At 68.4% G+C, this 21433-nt stretch carries 19 protein-coding genes and 4 pseudogenes; 14 read left to right on the top strand and 9 right to left on the bottom strand.

The window, feature by feature from the left end; genetic code table 11:
* Positions 1–298: 298 nt before the first annotated feature.
* Positions 299–1225: an ADP-ribosylglycohydrolase family protein gene (locus tag E6R62_RS32230; protein ID WP_136217017.1), complete on the top strand. Its 927-nt coding sequence runs from the start codon at positions 299–301 to the stop codon at positions 1223–1225.
* Positions 1226–1503: 278 nt separating this feature from the next.
* Here E6R62_RS32230 and E6R62_RS32220 read toward each other — a convergent pair whose 3' ends face one another.
* Together E6R62_RS32220 and E6R62_RS32215 are read right to left on the bottom strand one after the other, a co-directional pair.
* Positions 1504–2436, bottom strand: a complete 933-nt coding sequence (locus E6R62_RS32220; protein WP_136217016.1) for an acyl-CoA thioester hydrolase/BAAT C-terminal domain-containing protein — start codon at positions 2434–2436, stop codon at positions 1504–1506.
* A gap of 318 nt (positions 2437–2754) precedes the next feature.
* Complete coding sequence (locus E6R62_RS32215) at positions 2755–3249, bottom strand: DinB family protein (protein WP_136217015.1); 495 nt, start codon at positions 3247–3249, stop codon at positions 2755–2757.
* 211 nt (positions 3250–3460) lie between these two features.
* On the opposite strand from E6R62_RS32215, the pseudogene E6R62_RS32210 reads away from it, so the two are divergent.
* Together E6R62_RS32210 and E6R62_RS41940 are read left to right on the top strand one after the other, a co-directional pair.
* Positions 3461–4252, top strand: a pseudogene (locus tag E6R62_RS32210) (EF-Tu/IF-2/RF-3 family GTPase); the annotation flags it as partial.
* A 588-nt stretch (positions 4253–4840) separates the two neighbouring features.
* Complete coding sequence (locus tag E6R62_RS41940; protein WP_276615675.1) at positions 4841–4975, top strand: hypothetical protein; 135 nt, start codon at positions 4841–4843, stop codon at positions 4973–4975.
* Between the two features lie 217 nt (positions 4976–5192).
* Here E6R62_RS41940 and E6R62_RS32205 read toward each other — a convergent pair whose 3' ends face one another.
* The gene (locus E6R62_RS32205) at positions 5193–5954 is read right to left on the bottom strand and encodes a metallophosphoesterase (RefSeq protein ID WP_136217013.1); all 762 of its coding nucleotides are present in this window, start codon (positions 5952–5954) and stop codon (positions 5193–5195) included.
* Positions 5955–6877: 923 nt separating this feature from the next.
* On the opposite strand from E6R62_RS32205, the gene E6R62_RS32200 reads away from it, so the two are divergent.
* Both E6R62_RS32200 and E6R62_RS32195 read left to right on the top strand, forming a co-directional pair.
* On the top strand, positions 6878–7147 hold the full coding sequence (locus E6R62_RS32200; protein ID WP_240802022.1) for a hypothetical protein: 270 nt from the start codon (positions 6878–6880) through the stop codon (positions 7145–7147).
* 270 nt (positions 7148–7417) lie between these two features.
* The gene (locus E6R62_RS32195; protein ID WP_136217012.1) at positions 7418–8542 is read left to right on the top strand and encodes a hypothetical protein; all 1125 of its coding nucleotides are present in this window, start codon (positions 7418–7420) and stop codon (positions 8540–8542) included.
* A gap of 170 nt (positions 8543–8712) precedes the next feature.
* On the opposite strand, the gene E6R62_RS32190 is transcribed toward E6R62_RS32195, so the two are convergent.
* Complete coding sequence (locus E6R62_RS32190) at positions 8713–8991, bottom strand: hypothetical protein (RefSeq protein WP_136217011.1); 279 nt, start codon at positions 8989–8991, stop codon at positions 8713–8715.
* Positions 8992–9165: 174 nt separating this feature from the next.
* On the opposite strand from E6R62_RS32190, the gene E6R62_RS32185 reads away from it, so the two are divergent.
* A complete protein-coding gene (locus E6R62_RS32185) occupies positions 9166–10227 on the top strand; it encodes a 5-methyltetrahydropteroyltriglutamate--homocysteine methyltransferase (RefSeq protein WP_136217010.1) in 1062 nt (353 codons plus the stop codon).
* A gap of 59 nt (positions 10228–10286) precedes the next feature.
* Positions 10287–11167 (top strand): IS5 family transposase gene (locus E6R62_RS32180; protein ID WP_240802021.1). Its coding sequence is split into 2 segments (ribosomal slippage): positions 10287–10661 and positions 10664–11167, totalling 879 coding nucleotides; the frame shifts between segments, so codons are not numbered across the junction.
* 199 nt (positions 11168–11366) lie between these two features.
* On the opposite strand, the gene E6R62_RS32175 is transcribed toward E6R62_RS32180, so the two are convergent.
* The gene (locus E6R62_RS32175; RefSeq protein ID WP_240802024.1) at positions 11367–12995 is read right to left on the bottom strand and encodes an RICIN domain-containing protein; all 1629 of its coding nucleotides are present in this window, start codon (positions 12993–12995) and stop codon (positions 11367–11369) included.
* Positions 12996–13485: 490 nt separating this feature from the next.
* Between E6R62_RS32175 and E6R62_RS32170 the strand changes: the two genes are divergently transcribed.
* Positions 13486–13755 (top strand): hypothetical protein, encoded by a 270-nt coding sequence (locus E6R62_RS32170; RefSeq protein ID WP_136217008.1) that lies wholly within the window; start codon positions 13486–13488, stop codon positions 13753–13755.
* Between the two features lie 448 nt (positions 13756–14203).
* Here the strand turns inward: E6R62_RS32170 and E6R62_RS32165 are convergent, their stop codons facing one another.
* Together E6R62_RS32165 and E6R62_RS32160 are read right to left on the bottom strand one after the other, a co-directional pair.
* Positions 14204–15283, bottom strand: coding sequence for a nitronate monooxygenase family protein (locus E6R62_RS32165; protein WP_136217007.1), 1080 nt, complete (start codon positions 15281–15283; stop codon positions 14204–14206).
* The gene (locus E6R62_RS32160) at positions 15280–15900 is read right to left on the bottom strand and encodes a flavodoxin family protein (protein ID WP_136217006.1); all 621 of its coding nucleotides are present in this window, start codon (positions 15898–15900) and stop codon (positions 15280–15282) included. Before E6R62_RS32160 ends, E6R62_RS32165 begins: the two co-directional genes overlap by 4 nt.
* Before the next feature lie 123 nt (positions 15901–16023).
* Between E6R62_RS32160 and E6R62_RS32155 the strand changes: the two genes are divergently transcribed.
* On the top strand, positions 16024–16617 hold the full coding sequence (locus tag E6R62_RS32155; protein ID WP_136217005.1) for a TetR/AcrR family transcriptional regulator: 594 nt from the start codon (positions 16024–16026) through the stop codon (positions 16615–16617).
* Between the two features lie 17 nt (positions 16618–16634).
* Here the strand turns inward: E6R62_RS32155 and E6R62_RS41410 are convergent.
* Positions 16635–16757, bottom strand: a pseudogene (locus tag E6R62_RS41410) (IS6 family transposase); the annotation flags it as partial.
* 42 nt (positions 16758–16799) lie between these two features.
* Here E6R62_RS41410 and E6R62_RS32145 point away from each other — a divergent pair.
* The 4 genes and pseudogenes from E6R62_RS32145 to E6R62_RS32125 all read left to right on the top strand — a co-directional run bounded on the left by E6R62_RS32145 (position 16800) and on the right by E6R62_RS32125 (position 19619).
* Positions 16800–17069 (top strand): DUF6233 domain-containing protein, encoded by a 270-nt coding sequence (locus E6R62_RS32145; protein ID WP_136217004.1) that lies wholly within the window; start codon positions 16800–16802, stop codon positions 17067–17069.
* Between the two features lie 169 nt (positions 17070–17238).
* Positions 17239–17472, top strand: a complete 234-nt coding sequence (locus E6R62_RS32140; protein ID WP_136217003.1) for a hypothetical protein — start codon at positions 17239–17241, stop codon at positions 17470–17472.
* 61 nt (positions 17473–17533) lie between these two features.
* Positions 17534–18350 (top strand): annotated as a pseudogene (locus E6R62_RS41405) (IS5 family transposase); the annotation flags it as partial.
* Positions 18351–18551: 201 nt separating this feature from the next.
* On the top strand, positions 18552–19619 hold the full coding sequence (locus E6R62_RS32125; RefSeq protein ID WP_136217001.1) for an IS110 family transposase: 1068 nt from the start codon (positions 18552–18554) through the stop codon (positions 19617–19619).
* Positions 19620–19740: 121 nt separating this feature from the next.
* Here the strand turns inward: E6R62_RS32125 and E6R62_RS32120 are convergent, their stop codons facing one another.
* Positions 19741–20262 (bottom strand): hypothetical protein, encoded by a 522-nt coding sequence (locus E6R62_RS32120; RefSeq protein WP_136217000.1) that lies wholly within the window; start codon positions 20260–20262, stop codon positions 19741–19743.
* A gap of 621 nt (positions 20263–20883) precedes the next feature.
* Here E6R62_RS32120 and E6R62_RS41400 point away from each other — a divergent pair.
* Positions 20884–21416, top strand: a pseudogene (locus E6R62_RS41400) (DDE-type integrase/transposase/recombinase); the annotation flags it as partial.
* Between the last annotated feature and the right edge of the window lie 17 nt (positions 21417–21433).

The raw sequence follows: 21433 nt of genomic DNA, 5'->3' as shown, positions 1-21433 counted from the left end.
AGGCCGGCCCCTGACAGCACTCGGTATCAGCGGAGCCAGCAACTCCCACTCGGCATCGGTCAGTTCATGGCGACGGATCACGAAAACATGATCCACCATCGAACGATTTTTTGAAGACGGACCCTAGTTCAGAGAAGGTCACTTGACCTCGAGATGGGGCCGTCAACCGTGGATCGGTCGTCGGCCTCGTCAGGGCTCAGGGCTCCTTCACGTCGCTTGTGCGGGCAACGATTCGGTTCGGGGAGCCGGAGAAGGAATAGGCCTGTGCGGCCGTCGGCGCAACGCAGATAGCCTGCGCGTGAAGCGGATTCAGTGGGCCGCTGGGGCGGTCGTCGGCTCAGCGGTGGGTGACGCTCTGGGCGGCCCCTTCGGGTTCGGTCACCCCGGTGCATTCTCCGCGCGGTTTCCCGCGCCTGGTGCCGGTGGCGAGATGTCTGGAGGCGGTGGTTGGGATCCCGGCGAGGCCACTGACGACACGCAGATGGCCGTCCTGGTCGCGGAGTCGCTGTTGGAGCGGGGCGGGCTGGATCGGCCGGACATCTTCGCCCGCTTCCAGCGGTGGGCGGTATCAGAGCCTAAGGACATCGGCTTGCAGACCGAAGACGTCCTGACCAACGGCATGCCCCGGGACCTCGCCGCCACGATCCACCTCCAGGTCAACCAACGAGCAGCGGGAAACGGCTCCTTGATGCGGGCATCGACCTCCGCAGTCCACTTCGCGGCCGCCGGCCAAGAAGCCACCATGGACGCGGCCCGCCGGATCGCCGCCCTCACCCACGGGGACCGCGCGGCCTGGGAAGGCACCGCGATCTTCCACGAACTCATCCGTGTCACGTTCGAGGACACCGACCCCCTCGCCGCGCTCCCGGACATCCTGGCTCTTGTCCACCCCGACCACCGCGGCCGCTACGACACCGTCCTCGCGCCCGACTGGCACCCCGATCAGGCGACCGAGTTCAACGGCGCCGTCTGGCCCTGTCTGGGCTCCGCCGTCTGGGCCCTGCGCACCACCACCAGCTTCGAATACGCGATACGCGCAGCGATCGACCTGGGCGGTGACACGGACACCGTCGCCGCGGTGACCGGAGGCATCGCTGGGGCGTATTACGGGCTCGACGCGATCCCCGCCCGCTGGACCCAGCCGCTCCATGTCCCCCTCCCAGGATTCGACGGACGAGTGCTGTACCTGCCCGACCTGCTCCACCTTGCACTCCGCCTCGGATAGGGGCGGTCGATGAGACAGGTTTGATAGCCCGCAGCAATGCCGTCGGGGCCCTCGTCTAGCAGCAGACGATGGCTGATCATCGTCCCCTGGAGTCTGATTACCCCTGCGGGGTGGGTCGGGGCGTCGGCAGCCCCAGCAGAACCGGGCCGCCGGGCGCTGCCGCGTCGAATTGGCCGATCTTGATTCGGCCCCGGCGAGGCTGATGCGGGGCCCTTCGATCTCGCCGAGCCATGCTTCGTGCTCGGCTTCGCTGATCCGGTCCGGGAGGTTGTCGCGGATCAGGCCCCGCCCTCGGGCTCGACGTCATCACCGCGCTGCACTGGCGTCGCCGAGAGACGACCACCGTCCGGGCCGTGATCTTCACCGCCGAGCACGTCGAGGATGTGGGGCCAGGCTGCTTTGCCCAGGAGCACGTCAGCTTCAGGTGTGCCCCCGTACTTGAAGTGCGGGGACGCCGATGCCGGGCTCTCGCCAGGAAGGCGTGGTCGGTGGCCGGCGTCGGCACGGGCGATCAGACGCACGGTCGCCCCGGCCGCGCGTCGACGCTGAGCTAGCTGTTCGGCGAAGGGAAGCGACGGCCACATCGCGTCGTCGCCGCCCGCGACCAAGACCAGATCGGCTCTGGCCGCTTCCACGGGGATCTCCGCGGGCGGAAGCGAGTGAGCGAAGGTCCGCTCGCTCAGTTCGTACCATCCGCGGATGGCGACGGGGCCGCTGTCCGACTCCGTGGGAGTCCAGGAATCGTCCATCGGGACAAAAGGCAGGGGCCGCTCCTTCCAGGTCCAGGACGAGCGATACGGATGGTGCGCCCCGTCGTGGCCAGGGCCGACGTTGCACCAGACCCGTGAAGTGGGCGACAGGGCGATGGCCACGTCCACGCGCGGGTCGTGCACCGCCGTGAGCAAAGCGGCTTCAGCACCCTTGGAGGTGCCGAGGATTCCGATGCGTTGCGCTCCGTCCAGTTGAAGGAAGTCGACGGCGGCGGTGAAACTCTCCAGGGGAACTTCGCAAATTCCCGGAGACTGCCCGGGTCCGCCGAACCAGCGGATCGCCAAGGCTGTGAAGCCTTGCTGAGCGAGGATGCGCGCTCGCTCACGTTCGATGCGCCCGCTGGATCCTGCCAGGACCAGAACGCCGACGTTACTGCCACGAGCTGGGGCGGTCAGAACGCCTTCCCAAGGATCGGCCAGCTCGCGCTCAGTGATGTCCACGCGCTCCCCCTGTCGTCACAACTCTCAGAAACCCAGCCCAGAACGCGGGGTGCGCCCCCCCAGCTGATGGCTTGGCCACCTTCCTCCCGCCACCAGGCCAGCACCTGGGGATGCAATGGAACCCTCGTGTTGACTTCGAGCACCTTGCCTGGCGCTGCCAGGGAGCGTAGGGCGTGACGATATTCCTCCTCGAAGTCGTACGGGTCATACGCTTCCCGTCTGCGGGCCAGTAGCGGACCGGGTAGTCGATGTGAGCCGAGTTCGGGTCTGTTTGAGACCCCAAGTAGGGAGAGTGTGGGGCACTTGAGGAGCGCAAGATCAAGTCTGCGGGTGGGTTCCGGTGGTGCCGTCGATGAGTTCACGCACGATGTCCATGTGACCCGCATGCCGGGCAGTGTCCTCAAGCATCTGGATGAGGACCCAGCGCAAGGACACCTTGTTGCCATTCCAAGCCGTGCCCAGGTCGTCAAGGTCCAGCTCAGCGATCGTCGCGTCCGCGGCTGCCCGAGCCCGTCCGTAGAAGTCCACGATCTGTTTGGTGGTTTCATTCGTGGTCACGAGCATGTCTTCGGTGAAGGGATCGAACCAGAACGGCTCGGTCTCGCGTCCGAAGGTCGTGCAGAACCACCCGTACTCGACGGTCGCCAGATGTTTCACCAGGCTCAGTAGATTCGTCCCTGATGGAGTCATCGGCCGCCGTAGTGCGTCATCGTCCAGCCTGTCGAGCTTCCAGAGGACCGCATCGCGGTGCCGGTCGAGGCTGGCGTGCAGACTCTGCTTCTCACCCCCGATGAACGGTACATGCTGGATCATGTACGGAACGTAGCAGCGTAGTCTGACAACAGCTCAGCGGTACTACGACCGGGCACAGGTCGAGGTCTGCAGTTTGTGGAGTAGGTGGGCCACTGCGTTCGGGTCGTCGAGGGTGGCGTGTGCGGCGGGGTTGCGGGCCAGGAGGGCGGCCACCTGCCGTCCTCGCCGCCGTATCCGCGCTGGCCGCCCTGACTGCCTGTGGACCCTCCGAGTCGTGGTCTTCCTGAACAAGTGCGACGTGGTCGACGACGAGGAACAGCTCGCGCAGGTGGAGACGGAGGTCCGGGAACTGCTCGCCGAGTACGACTTCGATAATGACGCGCCTGTCGTCCGCGGCTCTGCGCTCAAGGCCCTGGAGGGCGATGAGGAGTGGGAGGCCAAGGTCATCGAGCTGGCCGAAGCTCTGGATGCGTACGTTCCCGAGCCGGAGCCGGCTGTCGACCAGCCATTCCGGATGCCGGTCGAGGACGTCTCCTCGATCTCCGGTCGCGGCACCGTGGTCACCGGCCGAATCGAGCACGGCGTCGTCAAGGTGGGAGAGGAGGTCGAGATCGTCGGGATCAAGGACACGGTCAAGGTGGCGTGTACCGGTGTCGAAAGGTCCGGCAAGGTGCTGGATGAGGGACGAGCGGGCGAGAAGTGCCAGGTGCTGCTGCGGGGCGTCAAGCCCGAGGACATCCAGCGGGGCCAGGTCCTGGCCCAGCCCCACACGATCAAGCCGCACACACAGTTCGCGGCCGCGGTCTACATGCTGAGCACGGAGGAGGGCGGCCGCTACACACCCTTCTTCGGGAACTATCGCCCGCAGTTCCACTTCCACACCGCAGATGTCACCGGCGTCGCCGATCTGCCCACCGGCGTCGAGATCGTAAGGCCCGGCGACAACGCCACCCTGGAGGTTAGGTTGCTTCAACCGGTCGCGATGGAGCCCGGGCTGCGCTTCGTGATCCGTGAGGATGGCCGGATCGTGGGTGCCGGCGTGGTGGCCAGGATCGTCAAGTAACCGACGGGCAGTGCGGGCCGGCCGCGGCGCGGCCGTGGCCGGCCCCCGGCAATGTCCCAGCCTGATGCACGACCCAACTGCCCTGTGCAGCCTCAGATGCGGGATCAACCCTTACGTATGCAGAGTCAGCCGCCCCGGGGCATCTGCCGCAGGCGGGGTCACCACAGGGACGGGACGTGCCTGTGCGGCCACTGGTGGGCGGGTTCGGTGCCATCCCAGCCGCCCATGGGCCGGCCGGGTTCTCCCTCGATCGCGGTCAGGGGCGCGCCCGGGGTGGGCCTGGTCGAGGTGGGCCCGGCCGGCCTCGTGGAGGGTGTCGAGGGGCTCGTGGGGGGCGGCGGCGGGGCCCGGGCGCAGGGACAGGCCGCACCGGGCGTGGAGGAAGGCGCTCTGGGCCAGGGCGAACAGGTGGCTCATGCGCTACCCAACGTCGGGCGTTCGCGGCGGGCACTGTTCCCGCGCCCGCGCCCGCGCCGCCCGGCCCGGCCCGCCGGGCCAGGAAGCCGCCCGTCTTGCCCGTCGCCGCGATCGGGGACCCGGCGCTGTCCGAGGTGCCGGCCGCATTGGGCGGCGGCGCGGGCGGGCGGGATGGACGCCGGCATCGTCAACCGCGAACTGTCCAATGCACTCACGGCGATCGGTTGGCAGGGCCAGGGCCTGGATCGGCGGCGCCCCGACGATCGGGATCGGGCGGTGGCCGGCACCGCCCGGCCTGTCCGGTGATCGTCCGGACCGGCGCTACCCGCCGGGTGAACGGGGTGCCGGCCTGCGCTTCCAGGGCGCCTTGCAAGCCAACCAGATCAACTCACCCATTTTGTCACATGTCGGTGCCGCGCTCTGTGCCTCACGCGCGGGCGGTGAGCCGGCCTCGGGATTGGTAGGCGTCGTTGATCGTGTAGTCGGTGTTCGGTTGCCCGCTGTTGTGGTTGGGGAGCGGGTGTCACGGGCTGTGGTCGCGTCCGTCCCGTGGGGCGAAGGCGGTGAGGGCGTCGGCGTCGGTCGCGCGAGCGTGCAGGAAGTAGTCGGCCCACTCGGTGATTTCGGGGTAGGACGAGTTCTGGCTGAGCTGGGTGGCTGCGGCTTGGAGGTCGAAGTGCGTGGTGCGGAGTTCGACGCCCGGTCCCAGGAGGGCCCAGTGTGCTCCGGTTCGTCCGTAGGGCATGCCGATGCTGCCGGGGTTGATCACGAGTCGGCCGTGGGCGAGGCGGACGAACGGCATGTGTGTGTGGCCGCAGACCACGGTGCGGGTGTCGGTATCGAGTCCGTCGAAGGCTTCCTCCCAGCGGTCGAGGCGGGAGTCGACCAGGACGACCTCCTCGTCATCACGAGGGGTGGCGTGGCAGAACAGCACCTTTCCCAGGCCGTTCACGGACAGGGAGAGTGATCGTGGAAGCGAGCTGAGAAGGTCGAGATGGTCCTCGCGGAGCTGTTCGGCTGCCCAGGGGGCGATCGGATCGGGGATCGTTTCGCGTTGCCCCCGGCGGTATTCGAGGAGTTCGCGGTCGGCGTTGCCGCTGATCCAGATGACGCGGTCGCCGAGGCTGGTCAGCAGGTCGAGGACCTGGGCCGGTTGCGGGCCGGCGGTGATGTCGCCGGTGAGCACGATGTGATCGGCGGTGCTGACGTCTGGTTCGGCGAGTACTGCCTCCAGGGCCGGCAGGACTCCGTGAATGTCGGACAGGACGGCTACTCGGTTCAGCATGGTCACCACTGTGGGGCGAAGGCAGCCGAGTGACGTGATCTTTCGCCCGGCGCGTAGTTCGAGGGGGCCGTTCAGCGTGTGTGGTCGCCGGGTGCGTAGTTTTTCCAGGGGCTCCGGCCTCAGCGGTGATGCGGGTGGTGCTCTTGTCGTGGTAGCCCAGTGACTGGGCGATGACGGGCGCCGGCGGCTGGAGGACGAGCTGGCGGATGGCCGAGGTACGGCCCTTCTCGGCCGGGACGCCGAGTTTGCGGAGGGCGTCGCGCAAAGTGCCTGGGTTCATCGGCTGGCTCGGGCGGCGGCCGGGGAAGAGCCAGGGTGAATCCTGGTTGATGGCAGGGGTATTGCCGGGCAGGTCCTGGAGGCAGTCGAGCAGGAGGGCGGCCACCGGCTCGGGGACGGGGGTGGGAGCTCGTGGCCGAGCTGATGCGGGCATACATGCTCTCCCGCCAGCATCTGCCCTACGCCAGCAGCAGAAGCTCCCACTGGCTCTTCCCCGGCCGCCATCCCGGACAGCCGATGAACCCGGTCAGCCTCCAAGCCCATCTGCGTGAAATCGGCGTCCCGCCACAGCGCGGCAGAGCCTCCGCGATCCAGCTACCTGTCCCTTCGCCGTAGCCATACGAGAACAGGGCCGATTTCGCTGCTGCGGCCAGTGCATTCCGAGCTCGGCGAGGGGCAGGCAGCCGGCGGGCACGGGTCGAGCTTGTGGGTCCCCCGTCGAGTGTGGCGCTGGACAGCGGGCGGGTCGCCGTCGCGCACCGCACGGTGCGCGTCTGCCGGCCCCGCACCGGCTGACTCCCGCGCCGCCGGATCACCGGCTGCACCCGCCCCGGGGGTTCTTCATCCCTTCGAAAGGCGGCCGGCGCATCACCGCCCGGACTCCGGCTTGGTGGTGGTTGGGTGTGGGGGTGGATGCGTGGTGGGTGGATCGGCGTGTGGACGGGGTGGAGCCGAGCGATCGGGATCCGGGGCCGAAGCCAGGGCACGCCTATGTGGAGCTGGTGGGCGGCCCCCTGGACGGGATGCTGCTTGACGTGACGGGCTGGCCCCCTCAGGAGGTCGTGGACGGGGCGGTGTTGATGTCGGAGCACGGCGCGTTCGGGCCGTCCGGCCGATCCGACTACGAGTCGGCCGACGCGGACGCCTGCGCGGGCGGTGTGGGCCGGTTCGTGTGGCGGGGCGACGTCCCGTAGGCGCAGGCGCTTGTCCGGGTGCTGGGCGTCTTCGAGGAGTGGCATGCCCCTGGCGGGGTTCCGGCTTTGGTTGCGGGTGCTGGCTTGGGCCGGGTTTGGGGGCGGCCGGGCGCCGTGAGTGTGACCGGCGTGTGCGCCCCGGCGTACGGGAGCACGACCGCCATACACGTATGGCATATGCCGCTGTGTTTGATCTTCGGGGGCTAGGTTCGGTTGCGGCGTCTCCGGTTTTGGGGGCGTTTCCCAGTTTCGTGAGGGATGTGGTTGTCGATGCCTTTTACTGCTGAGCAGCGTCTGGAGCGGCTCACGGCTTCGCTGTCCGGAACGCCCCGGGTGCAGGGCAAGGAGAGTCGGGCTGAGCGGCGGCTGCGGATGAACCGGCCCGCAAACATCCTGGTCGGGGTGCTGCTGCATGCCGCTGCCCGCCTGGGCGAGGGCCTGCCTCTCACCGACCTGGAACAGAGCCTGATCGACCGTGTGGGCAAGCTCGTGCCCGCAAAGGAGTTGCCCCTCTTCGGGAAGGCGTACCGCGAGGCCTGCGCCAACGGTCCCATCGCCATTCTCCCTGAGGCGATCACCAGCCTGCCCCTGGAGACCGGCTACACCAAGGCCGACCTGGCCGCCGCCATGCCCGCGCTGGTCAAGGAAGTCACCGCCCAGCCCAACGTCAGGATCATCGATGTCAGCGAGATCGATGACAGCAGCCGGATCGACACCGAGGAGTTCACCGCGGCGCTGGCCGAGTACGGCCGCGGTATCACCATCCTCACCGCCCCGCCGCTGCCCGAGGTCTCCCAGGCACCCCTGAGCGCCCGGGTGCGGATGCACAAGATGTACTGCGTGGACAACTCCAAGGAAGTGGGCAAGGACGAGGTCTACTGGGCGGTGAGCGCGGGCAGCGACACCACCAGCAAGACGTCGTTCAAAACCGCGGAGTTCGGATCTGTCCGGAGCGAGAGCTGGTACACGTTCCCCTACACCTACCGCAGCGAGACGTACCTGTTCAACGGCACCGTCGACCAGTATCTGACGGCCGAGATCCAGTGCTGGGAAGCCGACGACAGCGACGGCGGCTTCTACAACGACCTGCGCGACGCCTTGAAGGACTTCGCCGAATGGGCAGTCGGCACGTCCACCAACCTCAACGAGGCCGGCGACGACCATGCGCAGAAGTCCGCTGGCTGGGCTGCATGGCTCGCCATCGGCACGGGCCTGCTCAACGCGATCCTGGGATGGCTCACCAACGACGACGACCTGGTGTGTGAGCGGTCCTTCGGCTTCAGCCGCGCCGCCCTGATCAAACTGAGCAACAGGACCAACGGCGAGGACTCGTGGAGGTTCGACGGCGGCGGGGGCGGCGATCACTGGCTCTACCTGCGCACCGCGATCGACTGAGCCACCAGCCGTACACTGCCCCCTCCCTCCGACAGCTCAACGACTCCGCTGAGATCCCCTACCCGTTTCTCAACGTCAGCCGCGAGATGTTGCAGGTCAACGCGTCGACGGTTCCGGCGGATCTGCCGGAACCGTCGACGCGCTGGTGTGATGAGGGGGTCGGCTCCGGCTCAGGAGCTGGTTTCGAGGATGCGTTTGAGGGTCCCGAGTTCGGTGTCGAGCAGGGCGGCCTGCTCGTCGAAGAAGGCGTCGGTGAAGGATTCGGCGCCGGCGCCGGCGCCGGTGCCGTTGGCGACCACGCGGGCGGGGACCTGCCAGGATGCCTGGTCCTCGACGCAGTCGTGGTCGAGGATGCCGAGTTCGGTGTTGCCGCGGATGCGGAGCCTGGCGGGGCCGTGTGGGGTGGTCATCAGCCACCAGTCCGGCTCGTCGGTGGGGGGTCGGGGCAAACCTGCTCACCTGGTCTCCCCACCCCAGGGCGCTGCTCTGGGACGGAACGTCAGGTCAGCGCAGTCGCCTGTCAGCCGGCCGCGGTCAACCCGGTGACCGGGCCGCCCCCGGTTTCGGTGACCCGGCCCGCGCGCCCCGGTCGAAGGGCGGGCGGGCAACCTAGGTTCGTGGACATGAACATTCCCACCGAACCGATCGGCAGCATCCCCCGGCCGCGCTACGTGCTCGACGGTCTCCAGGACTTCGCGGCGGGGCGGATCGACCAGGACGAGCTCGACCGTCTCCTGGAGAAGGCCCTCAGCGAGACGGTCACGCGGCTGGAGGCCACCGGCTCCCCCGTTGTGGTGGACGGCGACCAGGCCAAGCCCAGCGCTCTCACCTACCCCCTGACGGGCGTGGGCCTCGCCCCGGACGGCGTGGTCATCCCGTTCGACGACGGCCACACCCGGCAACTGCCCAGGCTCACCTCCGGGCCCTTCCGGTACGGGGTCTATGCGGTGTCGTACCTGGCGAAGGCCATGAAGATCACCAGCCGTCCGGTGAAGCAGAGCGTCGTCGCTCCGTCCGCGCTGACCCTGCTGTACCCGGACGACGGCATCTCCGGCTACTCCCGGGAGGCATTCCTCAAGGACCTCATCGACGAGGCGGAGACCGACATCCGCAAGTGCCTGGAGGCGGGCGCAGCCAGTGTGCAGATGGACTGCTCGCTGACACGGTTGGCCTTGAAGCTGGACCCGAGCAAGGCTCTGCTCAGGGACTTCGTCGCCTGCGACAACCAGGTTCTCGGCCGGTTCAGCGCGGCCGACCGGGCCCGCATCGGCGTCCACACCTGCCCGGGCGCGGACCAGGACTCCACCCACAGCCTCGACGTGGACTACACCGAACTGCTGCCCGACCTGTTCACGCTGAAGGCCGGGAACTTCTACCTCCAGATGGCGAGCGAGGCGGACCCGCGCCGCGTCCTGCACGTCGTCGCGGACTCATCGACCGAAGACCAGCGGGTCTTCGTCGGCGTGACCGACCCGCTCGACCCCCGGGTCGAGACCGCGGAAGAGGTGTGCGACCGTGTGCTGATGGCGGCCGAATTCGTCCCTTCCGAGCGCCTCGGCACCTGCGACGACGCCGGCTTCGCCTCCTGGGCCGATGACACTTCGACCTCCCGCGACGTGGCATTCGCCAAGATCGAGGCCCGCGTGCGCGGCACCCGCATGGCCGCGGAGAAGCTCGGGCTCTGAGTTGCCCTGGACAGCGGAACGCGGTGTAGCACTAGGGTCCGTCTTCAAAAGATCGTTCGATGGTGGATCATGTTTTCGTGATCCGTCGCCATGAACTGACTGATGCCGAGTGGGAGTTGCTGGCTCCGCTGATACCGAGTGCTGGCAGGGGCCGGCCTCGGGCGGAGGACCGTCGGGTGATCAACGGGATGGTCTACAAGATCCGGACCGGGGTTTCCTGGCGTGACCTGCCGGAACGTTACGGCCCGTGGAAAACGGTCTACACCCGCTTCCGCCGCTACGCCATCGACGGAGTGTTCACCCGGGCACTGCAGCAGATCCAGGCCCGGGCCGACGCTGCTGGTGACATCGACTGGCTGGTCCAGATCGACTCCACCATTGTTCGCGCCCACCAGCACGCCGCCGCCACCGGCCGAAAAGGGGGAAACACCGGACGGACGAACCGGACGATCACGCCCTCGGCCGATCCCGAGGAGGCCTGACCACCAAAATCCATCTCGCCTGCGACGGCCGCGGCCGGCCCCTGGCCGTACTGCTGACCCCGGGGCAACGGCACGACGGCGTCTGCGCGAGACCTCTGCTCGAACGCATCCGAATACCCCGCACCGGCCCCGGCCGCCCCCGCTGCCGACCGGACCACGTCATCGCCGACAAGGCCTACAGCTCCCGCGGGTTCCGCGCCTACCTGCGACGACGCGGCATCAGACACACGATCCCGGAGAAGAACGACCAGAAGCAGCACCGCCGCAACCGAGGCCGGCGAGGCGGTCGGCCCACAGGCTTCGACCGTGAGATCTACCGCCGCCGCAACACCGTCGAACGCTGCTTCAACAGGCTCAAGGGCTTCCGCGGCATCGCCACCCGCTACGAGAAAACCGCCACCTCCTACGAAGCAGCGGTCACACTCGCATCACTTCTGCTCTGGGCAAGATCGATTTGAAGACGGACCCTAATACTCCAGCCGCATTTGGTCGCGATCAAGTGATGGTTCTGCCGAGGTTTTTGATCCAGCACGAAGGCCCGGACCGCTCAGCGGTCCGGGCCTTCGCCATCTCCTGGTTTCAGTTCGGCTGCCTCCCGCCCGATGCCCGTTTTTGCGCCGTGAGCCGAGATTGCCGGCGTCGACCGGCTGGGTGTGGCTACTTGAGCGGCGTGCCGCCCGAGTTGTGGTTGGCGATCGTCTTGTTGATCAGGTTCCTGCCGTCGGTCTCGGGCGTGGTCTGTTCCGACCAGCCGGCGCCGAACAGGAGGGCGCCGACGTGTGCGTTCGCCACCTGGTCCATGTGCGAGAAGAACCAGTCGACCTTGTCGTCCTTGAAGTGGCCGGGGGTGTTGTTCCCCGCCATGTTGCCCAGGGGGATCTGCCACAGGACCACCGGCTTGCCCACGGACTCGGACATCGTCTTGTAGAACGTGAGGGCAGCGAAGCCCTTCTGGTCGTTCCAGAAGGTGTCACGGCTGCCGTGGGCGGGCAGCGCGTACCAGCCCGCGTCGCGGTCGGTCACGTCGGAGACCAGGAAGTCGGCGTTCGATGCCCCGAGGTCCGCGTAGTCCTTGGTGCACTTCGCGGTGTTCTGCTGCCAGTCGAAGCAGGTCAGGTGCAGTCCCACCCCGGCGTTCGGCGCGTACTTGTGCGCCATCGAGATCAGGCACTGGGCCAGGCCGGAGGCGCTGTTCTCCTGCGATCCGCAGTCCGTCGGGTTCGCCGCCTTGACCTGCGCGGGCACCTGGTGGAGGTTGCCGAGCGACCGGGCGAAGCCCCAGAAGTCGGGCTCGATGTCGATCATGTCCGGCGAGGTGCCGATCTTCTGCAGGAAGAAGCGGTAGTCGTTCAGGTACTTGGTGAGCAGGTCGGCCCGGTTGATGGCGACGACCTCGCCAGGACCGTCGCCCTGGCCCGCCGCGTCTCCGAGGTCACGCAGCGAGTACCAGGTGAAGAGGGTCTTCTGCGGGCGCGGCTTGCCCTGGTACGTCGCCTTGGACGCGCGGTCCTTGTACACGGTCACCTGGGTGCCGGGCGCCGTGGTGTTGCCGGTCCAGCAGCCCCACCAGCCCGACCACTCGGACTTGCAGCGCGAGGCCGTGTAGGCGTCGGACGAGGGCGCGGGCTGGCTGTGGATGTAGGCGTACCGCACGTCGAACGGCGCGGCGTTCGCCGTAGCGTCCTCCATCATGCCGCCGAGGAGCACCGTGCTGCTCCCCATGAGCCGCTTCGCCGAGCTGCCGCCGGGCGTGGCGCTGCTGCCGGAGTTCCCCGCGTTCCTGGTGCCGCCGGCGCTACCGGCCGGTACGAGCTGCCACTGCTGCTGGGGGCCGTTCCAGTCGTGGTACTGGGCGATGCGGCTCCCGTCGGTCTTGGAGCCGCCAGGGACCTCGACGGCCTTGCCGCTGTGGCGGTTGATCAGACGCACGTAGCCGTCCGACGACTTCTCTAGGTGGAACTGCTGGTTGGCGCCGTTCAGGTCGCGCCACTGCACCAGCTCGGAGCCCTCGGTCGTCGACCAGTTGTAGTCGTCCAGCACCTTGCCGGAGTTCCGGTTCTGCAGCCGGTAGTTCCCGTCACCCGAGTCGATGAACTTCCACTGCTGGTTGGTCGCGCCGCTACGGCTCCACTGCGCCAGCGGAGCACCGTCGTTCGTGGCGAAGCCGTAGCCGTCCAGCGCCTTGCCGGTGCTGCGGTTGACCAGCGTGTACCAGGAGTTCGTGTTCACGTCGGTTCCCGCCGAGGCCGTGTTGACCACGACCACGGAGCCGCCCACGACCGCCAGGCCGACGGCTGCCCAGAAACCCCGGCGCTGGTACAGCCGACGGCGGCGATGCGTCTGCCGCTCCCCCGGAACGGCCGAGCGGGACGACGTGCGACCACGGCGGGCTCGGCCGCCGGGCGACGCCTCCGACGACGTGGATGGGCGAGGGAACATGTCGATGCTCTCTTTCAGCCGTTGCTCTGGCCGGACCGACTGTCCGGACACCACCCAGTTGTCACCGCCCCCGGGAAGGTTGCCCCTGACCGCGAAGTTTTTTCGGGCACCGCGCGCCGGCCGGCGATCAACGGGGAACCAGTACTCCAGCCGTAGACCGTGATCTTGTGGGCGGGGCTGGGATCGGGCGACGGAGCTTGTTGCCGCCGCCGGTTGGGCCGGGCCTCACTTTGCTCACAGATCATGATCTACGGCTGGAGTATTAGAAGGCGGCCTGCGCATCACCGCCCGGGCCTTGGCCGGGTGGTGGTTGGGTGTGGGGGTGGATGCGTGGTGGGTGGATCGGCGTGTGGACGGGGCGGAGCCGAATGAGCGGGACCCGGGGCCGAAACCGGGGCACGTCTACGTCGAGCTGGTGGGCGGCCCCTTGGACGGCATGCTGCTCGACGTCACCGGGTGGGAGCCGCAGGAGGTTGTGGACGGGGCGATGTTGATGTCGGAGCACGGCGCGTTCGGGCCGTCCGGCCGGTCCGACTACGAGCCGGTCGAAGCGGACCCCGCCGGGGGCGGTGTCGGCCGGTTCCTGTGGCGCGGCGACGTCCGGTAGCCGCGCGGCCCCGGCCGGGTGGGCTGCGATGCCACCGCGCGGGCGCCACCACGGCGGCCGTTCCCGCCGGCTGCGCCCGATAGGCCGGCGGTACGAGCGGTATGGGCACCGCAGGGCCGCTCATGGATGCGATCGTGCCGTGGTACCTCGGCCCGGAAGTCGAGACCGGCCGGTCGGGTGGGCGGCGGGCCGGTGCCCACGAGGCGACATCCTGGCGCCCTGGGTAGCGAACAGATGCGGACGGATGGGTGAGCGAGCCTGTCCGCTTCCCGCCCGTGGCTGGCTCGTTGGGCTGGTCATGACGACCCGGAAGGTCCCGGCGGTGGCCGGGCAGGCGGCCACGCGCAGCAAGTACACGCTGCTGTTGGACCAGGACGACGCGCTCACCCTCGATGAGATCGGCAACGCCTACCCGAGGTCCACCGCCCGACCGGCAACGGCGAGGCCGTCAGCTCTTCAGCAGCCTGTCCGCCTCGTTGACGAGGTCGGCGAGGTACGAGCCCGCCGTCGGTGACCCCTGGGCCAGGGCTGCCGTCTGGCCGGCCCATAGGTTCACGTACTCGGACCGGCCCTGCGCCCCCGCAGCCCAGCGGATCGGCTGCATCAGGGCGTTCTGTACGGGATACGGCGGTACGTGGTCCTCGTGGGCTGCCATGTCGCGGACGAAGCGGTTCGGGATGCCCCGGGCTGTGCGGCCCGAGAACAGGCGGGTGAGGACCGTCGTACGGGCCCCGGGGGTGCCGAGCGTCTCCTTGTGGACCGCGCTCGCTCCCGACTCCTGGCAGGCGAGGAAGCCGGTGCCGATCTGGACCGCGTCCGCGCCGAGAGCAAGGGCTGCGCTGACACCGCGGCCGTCGGCGATCCCACCCGCGGCGACTACAGGCACCGCGACGGCGTCCACCACCTGCGGGACCAGCGAGAACGTGCCCACCAGGGACTCTCGCACGGGGCGCAGGAAGGCTCCCCGGTGGCCGCCCGCGTCGTTGCCGGAGGCAACGATCGCGTCCACGCCCGAGATCTCCAGCGCGATGGCCTCGTCGACTGTGGTTGCCGTACCGATCAGCGCGATGCCGAGCCTCCGGGCTTCCTCGACCAGACGTCGGGGCGGCAGCCCCATCACGAGGCTGATGACCGGTGGGGCGGCGGCGAGCAGGGCATCCACCTGCGCGTCGAAGTCCGGCCACGCGGCCACGTCGGCGGCGGTGGGGGCGGGGACGCCGAGTTCCTCGTAGTACGGGCGCAGCCGCGCCACATGAGGGGCCAGGTCCATGTCGGACGGCTGGAGTTCGGATTCACCATCGAGCGGAACCCACAGGTTCACCGCGAACGGCCGGTCTGTGCCCGTTTTCAGCCGTGCTACCAGATCCCCGATCTCCTCGGGGAGGAGGATGTGGGCCCCGTACGAGCCGAGCCCGCCGCCCTCCGACACTGCCACGGCCAGCTCGACGGAGGAGAGTCCGCCGCCGAACGGCCCTTGGATGATAGGCAGTTCGATACCCAGGAGCTCGCCGAGACGTCCCGGCCTCATCCTGTCACCGCCGAAACGAGCTCGGCCTCGCGACCCAGGGCCTGACGAAGCGCGGCCCGTGCAACGCGCTCTCCCAGGTGCCGGGCAGTGCGCAGGTCGGCCCTGCCGGGCGCCTGCTCCGGACCGAGGTCGGAGGGCGACTGCGCCATCGCGCCGACGAAGCCGGCGAGCCGGTTGAGGTCCTCAGGGGTTCCCTCGGAGGAGTAGATCCATCCGGGCGCCAGGCCCCGCGGCACCCAGGTCATGCCGTGCTGGGCGGCGAAGACGGTCATCGACAGCAGGGCGTTGTCCTTGTTGCCGTTGACCCCGGCGGAGTTGGTGAAGCCAGCCGCAAGCTTGTCCTGCCAGCCCCGCTCGGCCCAGACCGGCGCGCTCGCCTCGGCGAAGTGCTGGAAGACCGCAGAGGTCGAGCCCATGTAGGTGGGGGAGCCGAAGACGATCGCCTCGGCCGCGCCGAGGGCGGTCCACAGGCTCTCGTCGAGGACCGCCACATCTCGCAGATCGGTGCGGACTCCGGGCACGGAGTCCGCACCCTCGGCGACAGCGGCGGCCTGACGGGCGGTGTGCCCGTACCCGCTGTGATAGGCGATGACGACGGTGGTCGGGGGTACAGCCATGGGGCAGCCTCCTGGAGCGCGGCGAGCCGATTGCCTGCCGACCCCCGAATACTAGACGACCGGTCAACTAAAAATCCACGGCAGGAACTCTTCGGATAGTTGACCGCCCGTATAGTGACTGTCATGGGACGCAACAGCACGGCACGCGAACGGCTCCTTGCAGCCACCGGCGAACTCATGCGCAGCCACGGCTACAACAGTCTCGGCGTCGCCGAGATCTGCACCCGTGCCGAGGTGAAGAAGGGCAGCTTCTACCACTTCTTCGAGTCCAAGCAGGCCCTCACCGTCGAGGTCGTCGACGCCTACTGGCAGGGCGAGCGAAGTTGCTGGGCTGGGGAGCTGTCCGCTCCCACTCCCGCCCTCGACCGGCTGCGGCGGCTGTTCGACGCCATAGCGGCTGTCCAGCGACGCATGAAAGAGGACTCCGGCACGATCGACGGCTGCCTCCTGGGCAACCTCGCCCTGGAGCTAAGCACCCGGGAGCCGGACATCCAGGCCCGCCTGAAGGAGATCTTCGACGAACAGATCCAACTGGTCGCCACCGTTCTCAGGGACGCGGCAGCCGAGGGTGCGATCCCGGCGGACCGGGCTTCGGTGGGAACCGCCCGGGCCCTCGTCGCCCAGCTGGAGGGCATGGTTCTCTTCGCCAAGCTCAAGAACGATCCCGCAGTGCTCGACGACCTCTGGCCGCACACGCTGATGCTGCTCGGTGCCTGACTTAGGCGCTGCGACTGGGAGTGCCCCGCCCGGTTGTTGATCCCCTTGCAGGAGCGGTGCTCCACCGAGGGCATCACCTCACGGTGCGCTGCACCGTGAGACCGGGTGCGTCCGCAGGTGGGAAGGCGACTCCACCGCGGGCCCGCGCCCGCCAGCCGGCCACGGCCCTCGGCGCGACGTCGATGAACAGATCCAGGTGGAGCAGACCATCCGGCCTGGAGGCAGCCCTAACGGAGGAGGAGAGCCGTCTGCCCCCTCTGCCCCCTCCGGACTGGAAGGTCGATGCCATACGGACGGCCACCGGGCGGCGGGCCCTACTCGTCCACGTCGGCATATGCGGAATGGGCAAGGGCAAGCCCATCAATCGCGACCAGGCCCGCCGCATGCTGGCCGACGGCGTCGACCCTTGCCCCTACTGCTCCCCGGACGCCTCCCTCGGCATGCCCGGCTAGGGGCCCGTGCGACGACGCGGAAACGCTGAGCGGCTCCCGGCCCGCCGGCGGTGACCGCGACGGGCAATGCCGACATCGCGACCGCCGGTCGAGGACCCGAAAGCCGAGGTTCCGGCCGGGACCACCCGCCACAGACCCCAACCCGCCTGCGCCGACCAGGAGCCCCGCCGTGCCGCCGTTCGTCACCGCCATTCAGTTCGTTCCCGGAGGCCCGCGCGTGACCGGCTACTGGGAGACCGAGCCGCCCGCGGCCCGGAAGTGGGTCGAGTGGTTCGGCCTCTACGGCGTCCCCGGCACCAGCACCGTGATCACGCTGGTCGAGCAGCGCCCCGACAGCAGCGAGCGCTCCCTCAAGCGGTGGCCGGACGAACCGCCTGCCGGGTCGGACCACCGGATCGCGTAGCCGTCACACGGCGCCGTCCACCGCAGCGGCGTGGGCCAGCTCGCCATGCGCTCGTACGGCAGATCACCGGCAGGTAATCGACGGGATTCTGCACAGGGTTCGGACCGGGGTGCAGTGGCGTTACCTTCCGGAACGGTTCGGGCCGTGGAAGACGGTCTACGAACGGCACCGGTTGTGGTCGGCGGATGGGACATGGGAGCGTCTGCTCCAGCGGGTCCAGGCCGCAGCGGACGCGGCGGGTGAGATCGACTGGGACGTGTCGGTCGACTCCACCATCGTGCGGTCGCATCAGCACGCGGCAGGCGCCCGCTTCGACCCACCGCCGGCCCCCGCCTCCCAGGGGGCGGAAGTCCCAGAACACCAGGACGAAACGCCGTGGCAGAGCCTGCACGCCCGCCTGGTGGAGGTGGTGCGGGAGGTGAGGGCCTTGGCCGCTCGCGCGGCGGCTCACTACAAAAATCCACATGAGCGCGGACGGCCGCTGCCGCCCACTTTCCTTGATCGTCACACCCGACCAGCGGGCGGACCGCACGCAGTTCGAATCGGTGCTGGAGAAAATCCGCGTCCCGAGGTCCGGGCCGGGCAGGCTCCGCAAGAAGCCGGACAGCGTCGCCGCCGAGAAGGCCTACAGCAATGGACCGTGCCGCGAGTACCTGCGACACCGGGGCATCTCGCACACGATCCCGGAGAAGACCGACAGCCAGGCCGCCCGCCGGCGCAAATGCTCACACGGTGGGAGGCCACCTGGCTTCGATGCGGAGCGGTACAAGAAACAAGACACCGTCGAACGGGCCATCAACCGGCTCAAGCACGCCCGAGCCGTCGCCACCCGCTACGACTGTGAGGATGTTTGGGTGCCGCTCCGGGTGGTGGCCTGACCCGCGTTACGACTGGCCCTGGTGCCTTGCGTTTGATCTGTCGGCCACTGTCTGGGGCGGTACTCGCTGCCGCTGGACCGGCGGGCGTGTCCCGATAGGGGCCTTCGCGAGAGGCACCGTCACAGTCCTGACCGCCCTGACCGATCCAGCGACGGCCGCCCCGCTTCCCATGGCTGCAGGAGACAGGTGACCGTGACCAGGATGACCCAGCCCGCCCCGCTGAACCAAGGCAACCCCGACATCGTGCTGGGTGTCGACACGCACAAGGACGTCCACGTTGCCGCCGTGGTCACGACCGCCGGCGCCTTCGTCGAGAGCCGGAGCTTTCAGACGACCGCCGAGGGATACGAACAGTTACTGGAGTGGGCCCGGACACTGGGCCACCTCAGCCAAGCGGGGGTGGAGTGCACGGGCTCATACGGCGCCGCACTCAACCGGTATCTGCGTGGTCAGGGCATCACCGTCTTCGAGGTGAACCAGCCCGACAAGGCAACCCGCCGACGCCGTGGCAAAAGCGACATCGTTGATGCCGAGGCTGCAGCCCGCGCAGTGATCACCGGCAGGGCGACCGCGACCGCGAAGGCCGGCGACGGGCCCGTGGAGGTGCTCAGGCTGTTCAAGATGGCCAAGGGTTCCGCGATCAAGTCCCGGGCTCAGGCGATCAACCAGCTCAAGGCCGTTCTCGTGGCCACCGATCCCGAGCTCCGCGAGTCTCTGGCCGGCCTGAGCAACCCCAAACTGATACGCGCCTGCGCTGGGCTCGGCAGCTCAGCCTCCGGAACGGCAGGCGCCGCCGCCCACACGCTCAAACTGCTGGCCCGGCGGATCCAGCACCTCACCGAGGAGATCGAAGATCTCACCACGCGGATCAGGGACGTCATCACGCAGCACAATCCGCAGCTCCTGGCCTGCTACGGCGTCGGCCCTGACAGCGCCGCGACCCTTCTGATCGCAGCAGGCGACAACCCCGAACGCCTCCGCAGCGAGGCCTCGTTCGCAGCACTCTGCGGCGTCAGCCCAGTAGAAGCCTCCTCCGGGAAAACCCAGCGTCGGCGCCTCAACCGGGGCGGAAACCGGCAGGCCAACTCCGCCCTCTACACCATCGTGCTGGCCCGTCTCCGCTGGGACACCCGCACCCGCGGCTACATCGACAGGCGCGTCTCTGAAGGCAAGACCCGCCGCGAAGCACTCCGCTGCCTCAAACGCTACGTCGCACGCGAGATCCACCAGCTCATCACCCGCACCACCACCCACGTCCTGGCGGCTTGACATCCATAGGGGCATCAAGCGCGGCTACGTCTACCTCGGCACCGCAACCGCCGCCGCCCTCGTCATCTGGCTCCGATCGTGACCGTCTGCGCCGGAGAGGTGTCCACACAGAGATGCGTGATCAGAAGATGGCCCAGGCTTCGCTCGGAAGCCGGTGATAGGGGTCGTCCAGGACATCGGCGGGAAGGAAGACGGGGCGTGTGCGCAAGCTATCGGCGGCTCGCTGAACGCACAGGACTACTCCGAGAGTCAACGATCCCGCCTCCGCTCGGGGCATGTAGAACAGCTCCGTAAAGGGTTCCCGGCTCTCGGCACGCTCGAACAGCCACTGCTCCAGCTCGGAGGGAACCTGGCCGACCACGGCCGCCCCGTCCGCCAGAACTTGTGGTCCCCGCAGCGCATCGACCGAGACGCCGCACAAGCACTCATCGGCCGCGAAGTAAAGCTTCACCCCCACATCGGGGTAGGTGTGGCATGCGGTGCCCCACTGCGGGTCGTGCTGGCGCACATCTGCGCGGATGCCGCCGAGCGCAACAGATGTCTCGCCCGAACTCATTCCGAACCGCAGTGGGCCCACGCTCACGAACGGATCGAGGACCCACTGCTGTCGTTCGTTGTCCGGCAGGACGTCCCACAAGCTCATGGGACGCAGCCTACGACGAGTCGTCTGCTCGAGATCCGGGCTCTCCTGGCCTCTTCAGTCCGAGTCCGCACGATCGGCCGGACAGCTCCTAGCTAGGGGAGCGTGCTGGGGGTAGCCGTCCCCGGCAAGGTATTCGAGCAGTCGTGGGAAGGGGGAGGTGGAAGTGCTGAACCGGGATGTGCCCGCATCGATAGCCGTGGCTTCCACCGGCGGGGTGCTTCTCGCGCGCTGGTGGTCGACCTCGGCGTACCGCGCGAGGCGAGACCACGGTGCGGATCCGCCTGCCGGAACGGTCAGCCGGGCATTACGGTCGGAAACGAAGACCTCCGTGTGCGGTGCGGAGCCTAGACATTTCCACCACACCGGAGCTCTTCGCCATGATCAAGACCAGGCAGCGTTGACAACGCTCGTGATCAATACACCTACGCCATGCCGATGATGCGGGCGAGTTCCCGGCCCAATGTTGTGAGGGCGAGGTACTCGGGGCAATGAGAGAGGGGAGTAATCCGACCGCTTGGGCGAGCGTCGGCGTCCGTGTGAAACTGCCGCACCCGCAGCCCTGAGGCGTCGATCCACCGGCGCATCGCTTCGGCCAGATCGTTGGCCTCTTTCGTTTTGCTAGGTCTGGACCGCCTGGCCTGGCTGGACCGGCCCGCCGGAGAGCCGATCCGCCGCTACGAACACCACAGGCCGGGCGACCTCGTCCACGTCGACATCAAGAAACTCGGCAACATCCCCGACAGCGGCGGGATGGCGCGTGGTGGGCCGAACCGTAGGCGACCGGAACCGGCAGGCCATCACCGGCCAGCGCAGGAGCAGCACGCCAGTGATCGGTTACTCCTACATCCACTCCGCCGTCGACGACCACTCACGCCTGGCTACAGCGAAGTTCTGGCCGACGAACGGCAGGAGACCGTTGCCGGGTTCTGGCAGCGGGCCAACGCATTCTTCCTGCCCACGCCATTACCGTCGAACGCGTCCTGACCGACAACGGCTCCTGCTGCAAGTACAAGCTCTTCACCCAAACCCTCACCGCGGCCGGCATCGCCCACCAACGCATCCGGCCCTACCGGCCACAGATTAACGGCAAGGTCGAACGCTTCAACCGCACCCTCCTGGACGAGTGGGCCTACCAGCGGCCCTACACCTCCAACACCATGACCGCGGTTCA

The sequence above is a fragment of the Streptomyces sp. A1136 genome (assembly GCF_004795055.1).
Taxonomy (GTDB): domain Bacteria; phylum Actinomycetota; class Actinomycetes; order Streptomycetales; family Streptomycetaceae; genus Streptomyces.
The sequence above is the reverse complement of the archived record's forward strand: the minus strand, read 5'-3'. Positions and strand labels throughout refer to the sequence as shown.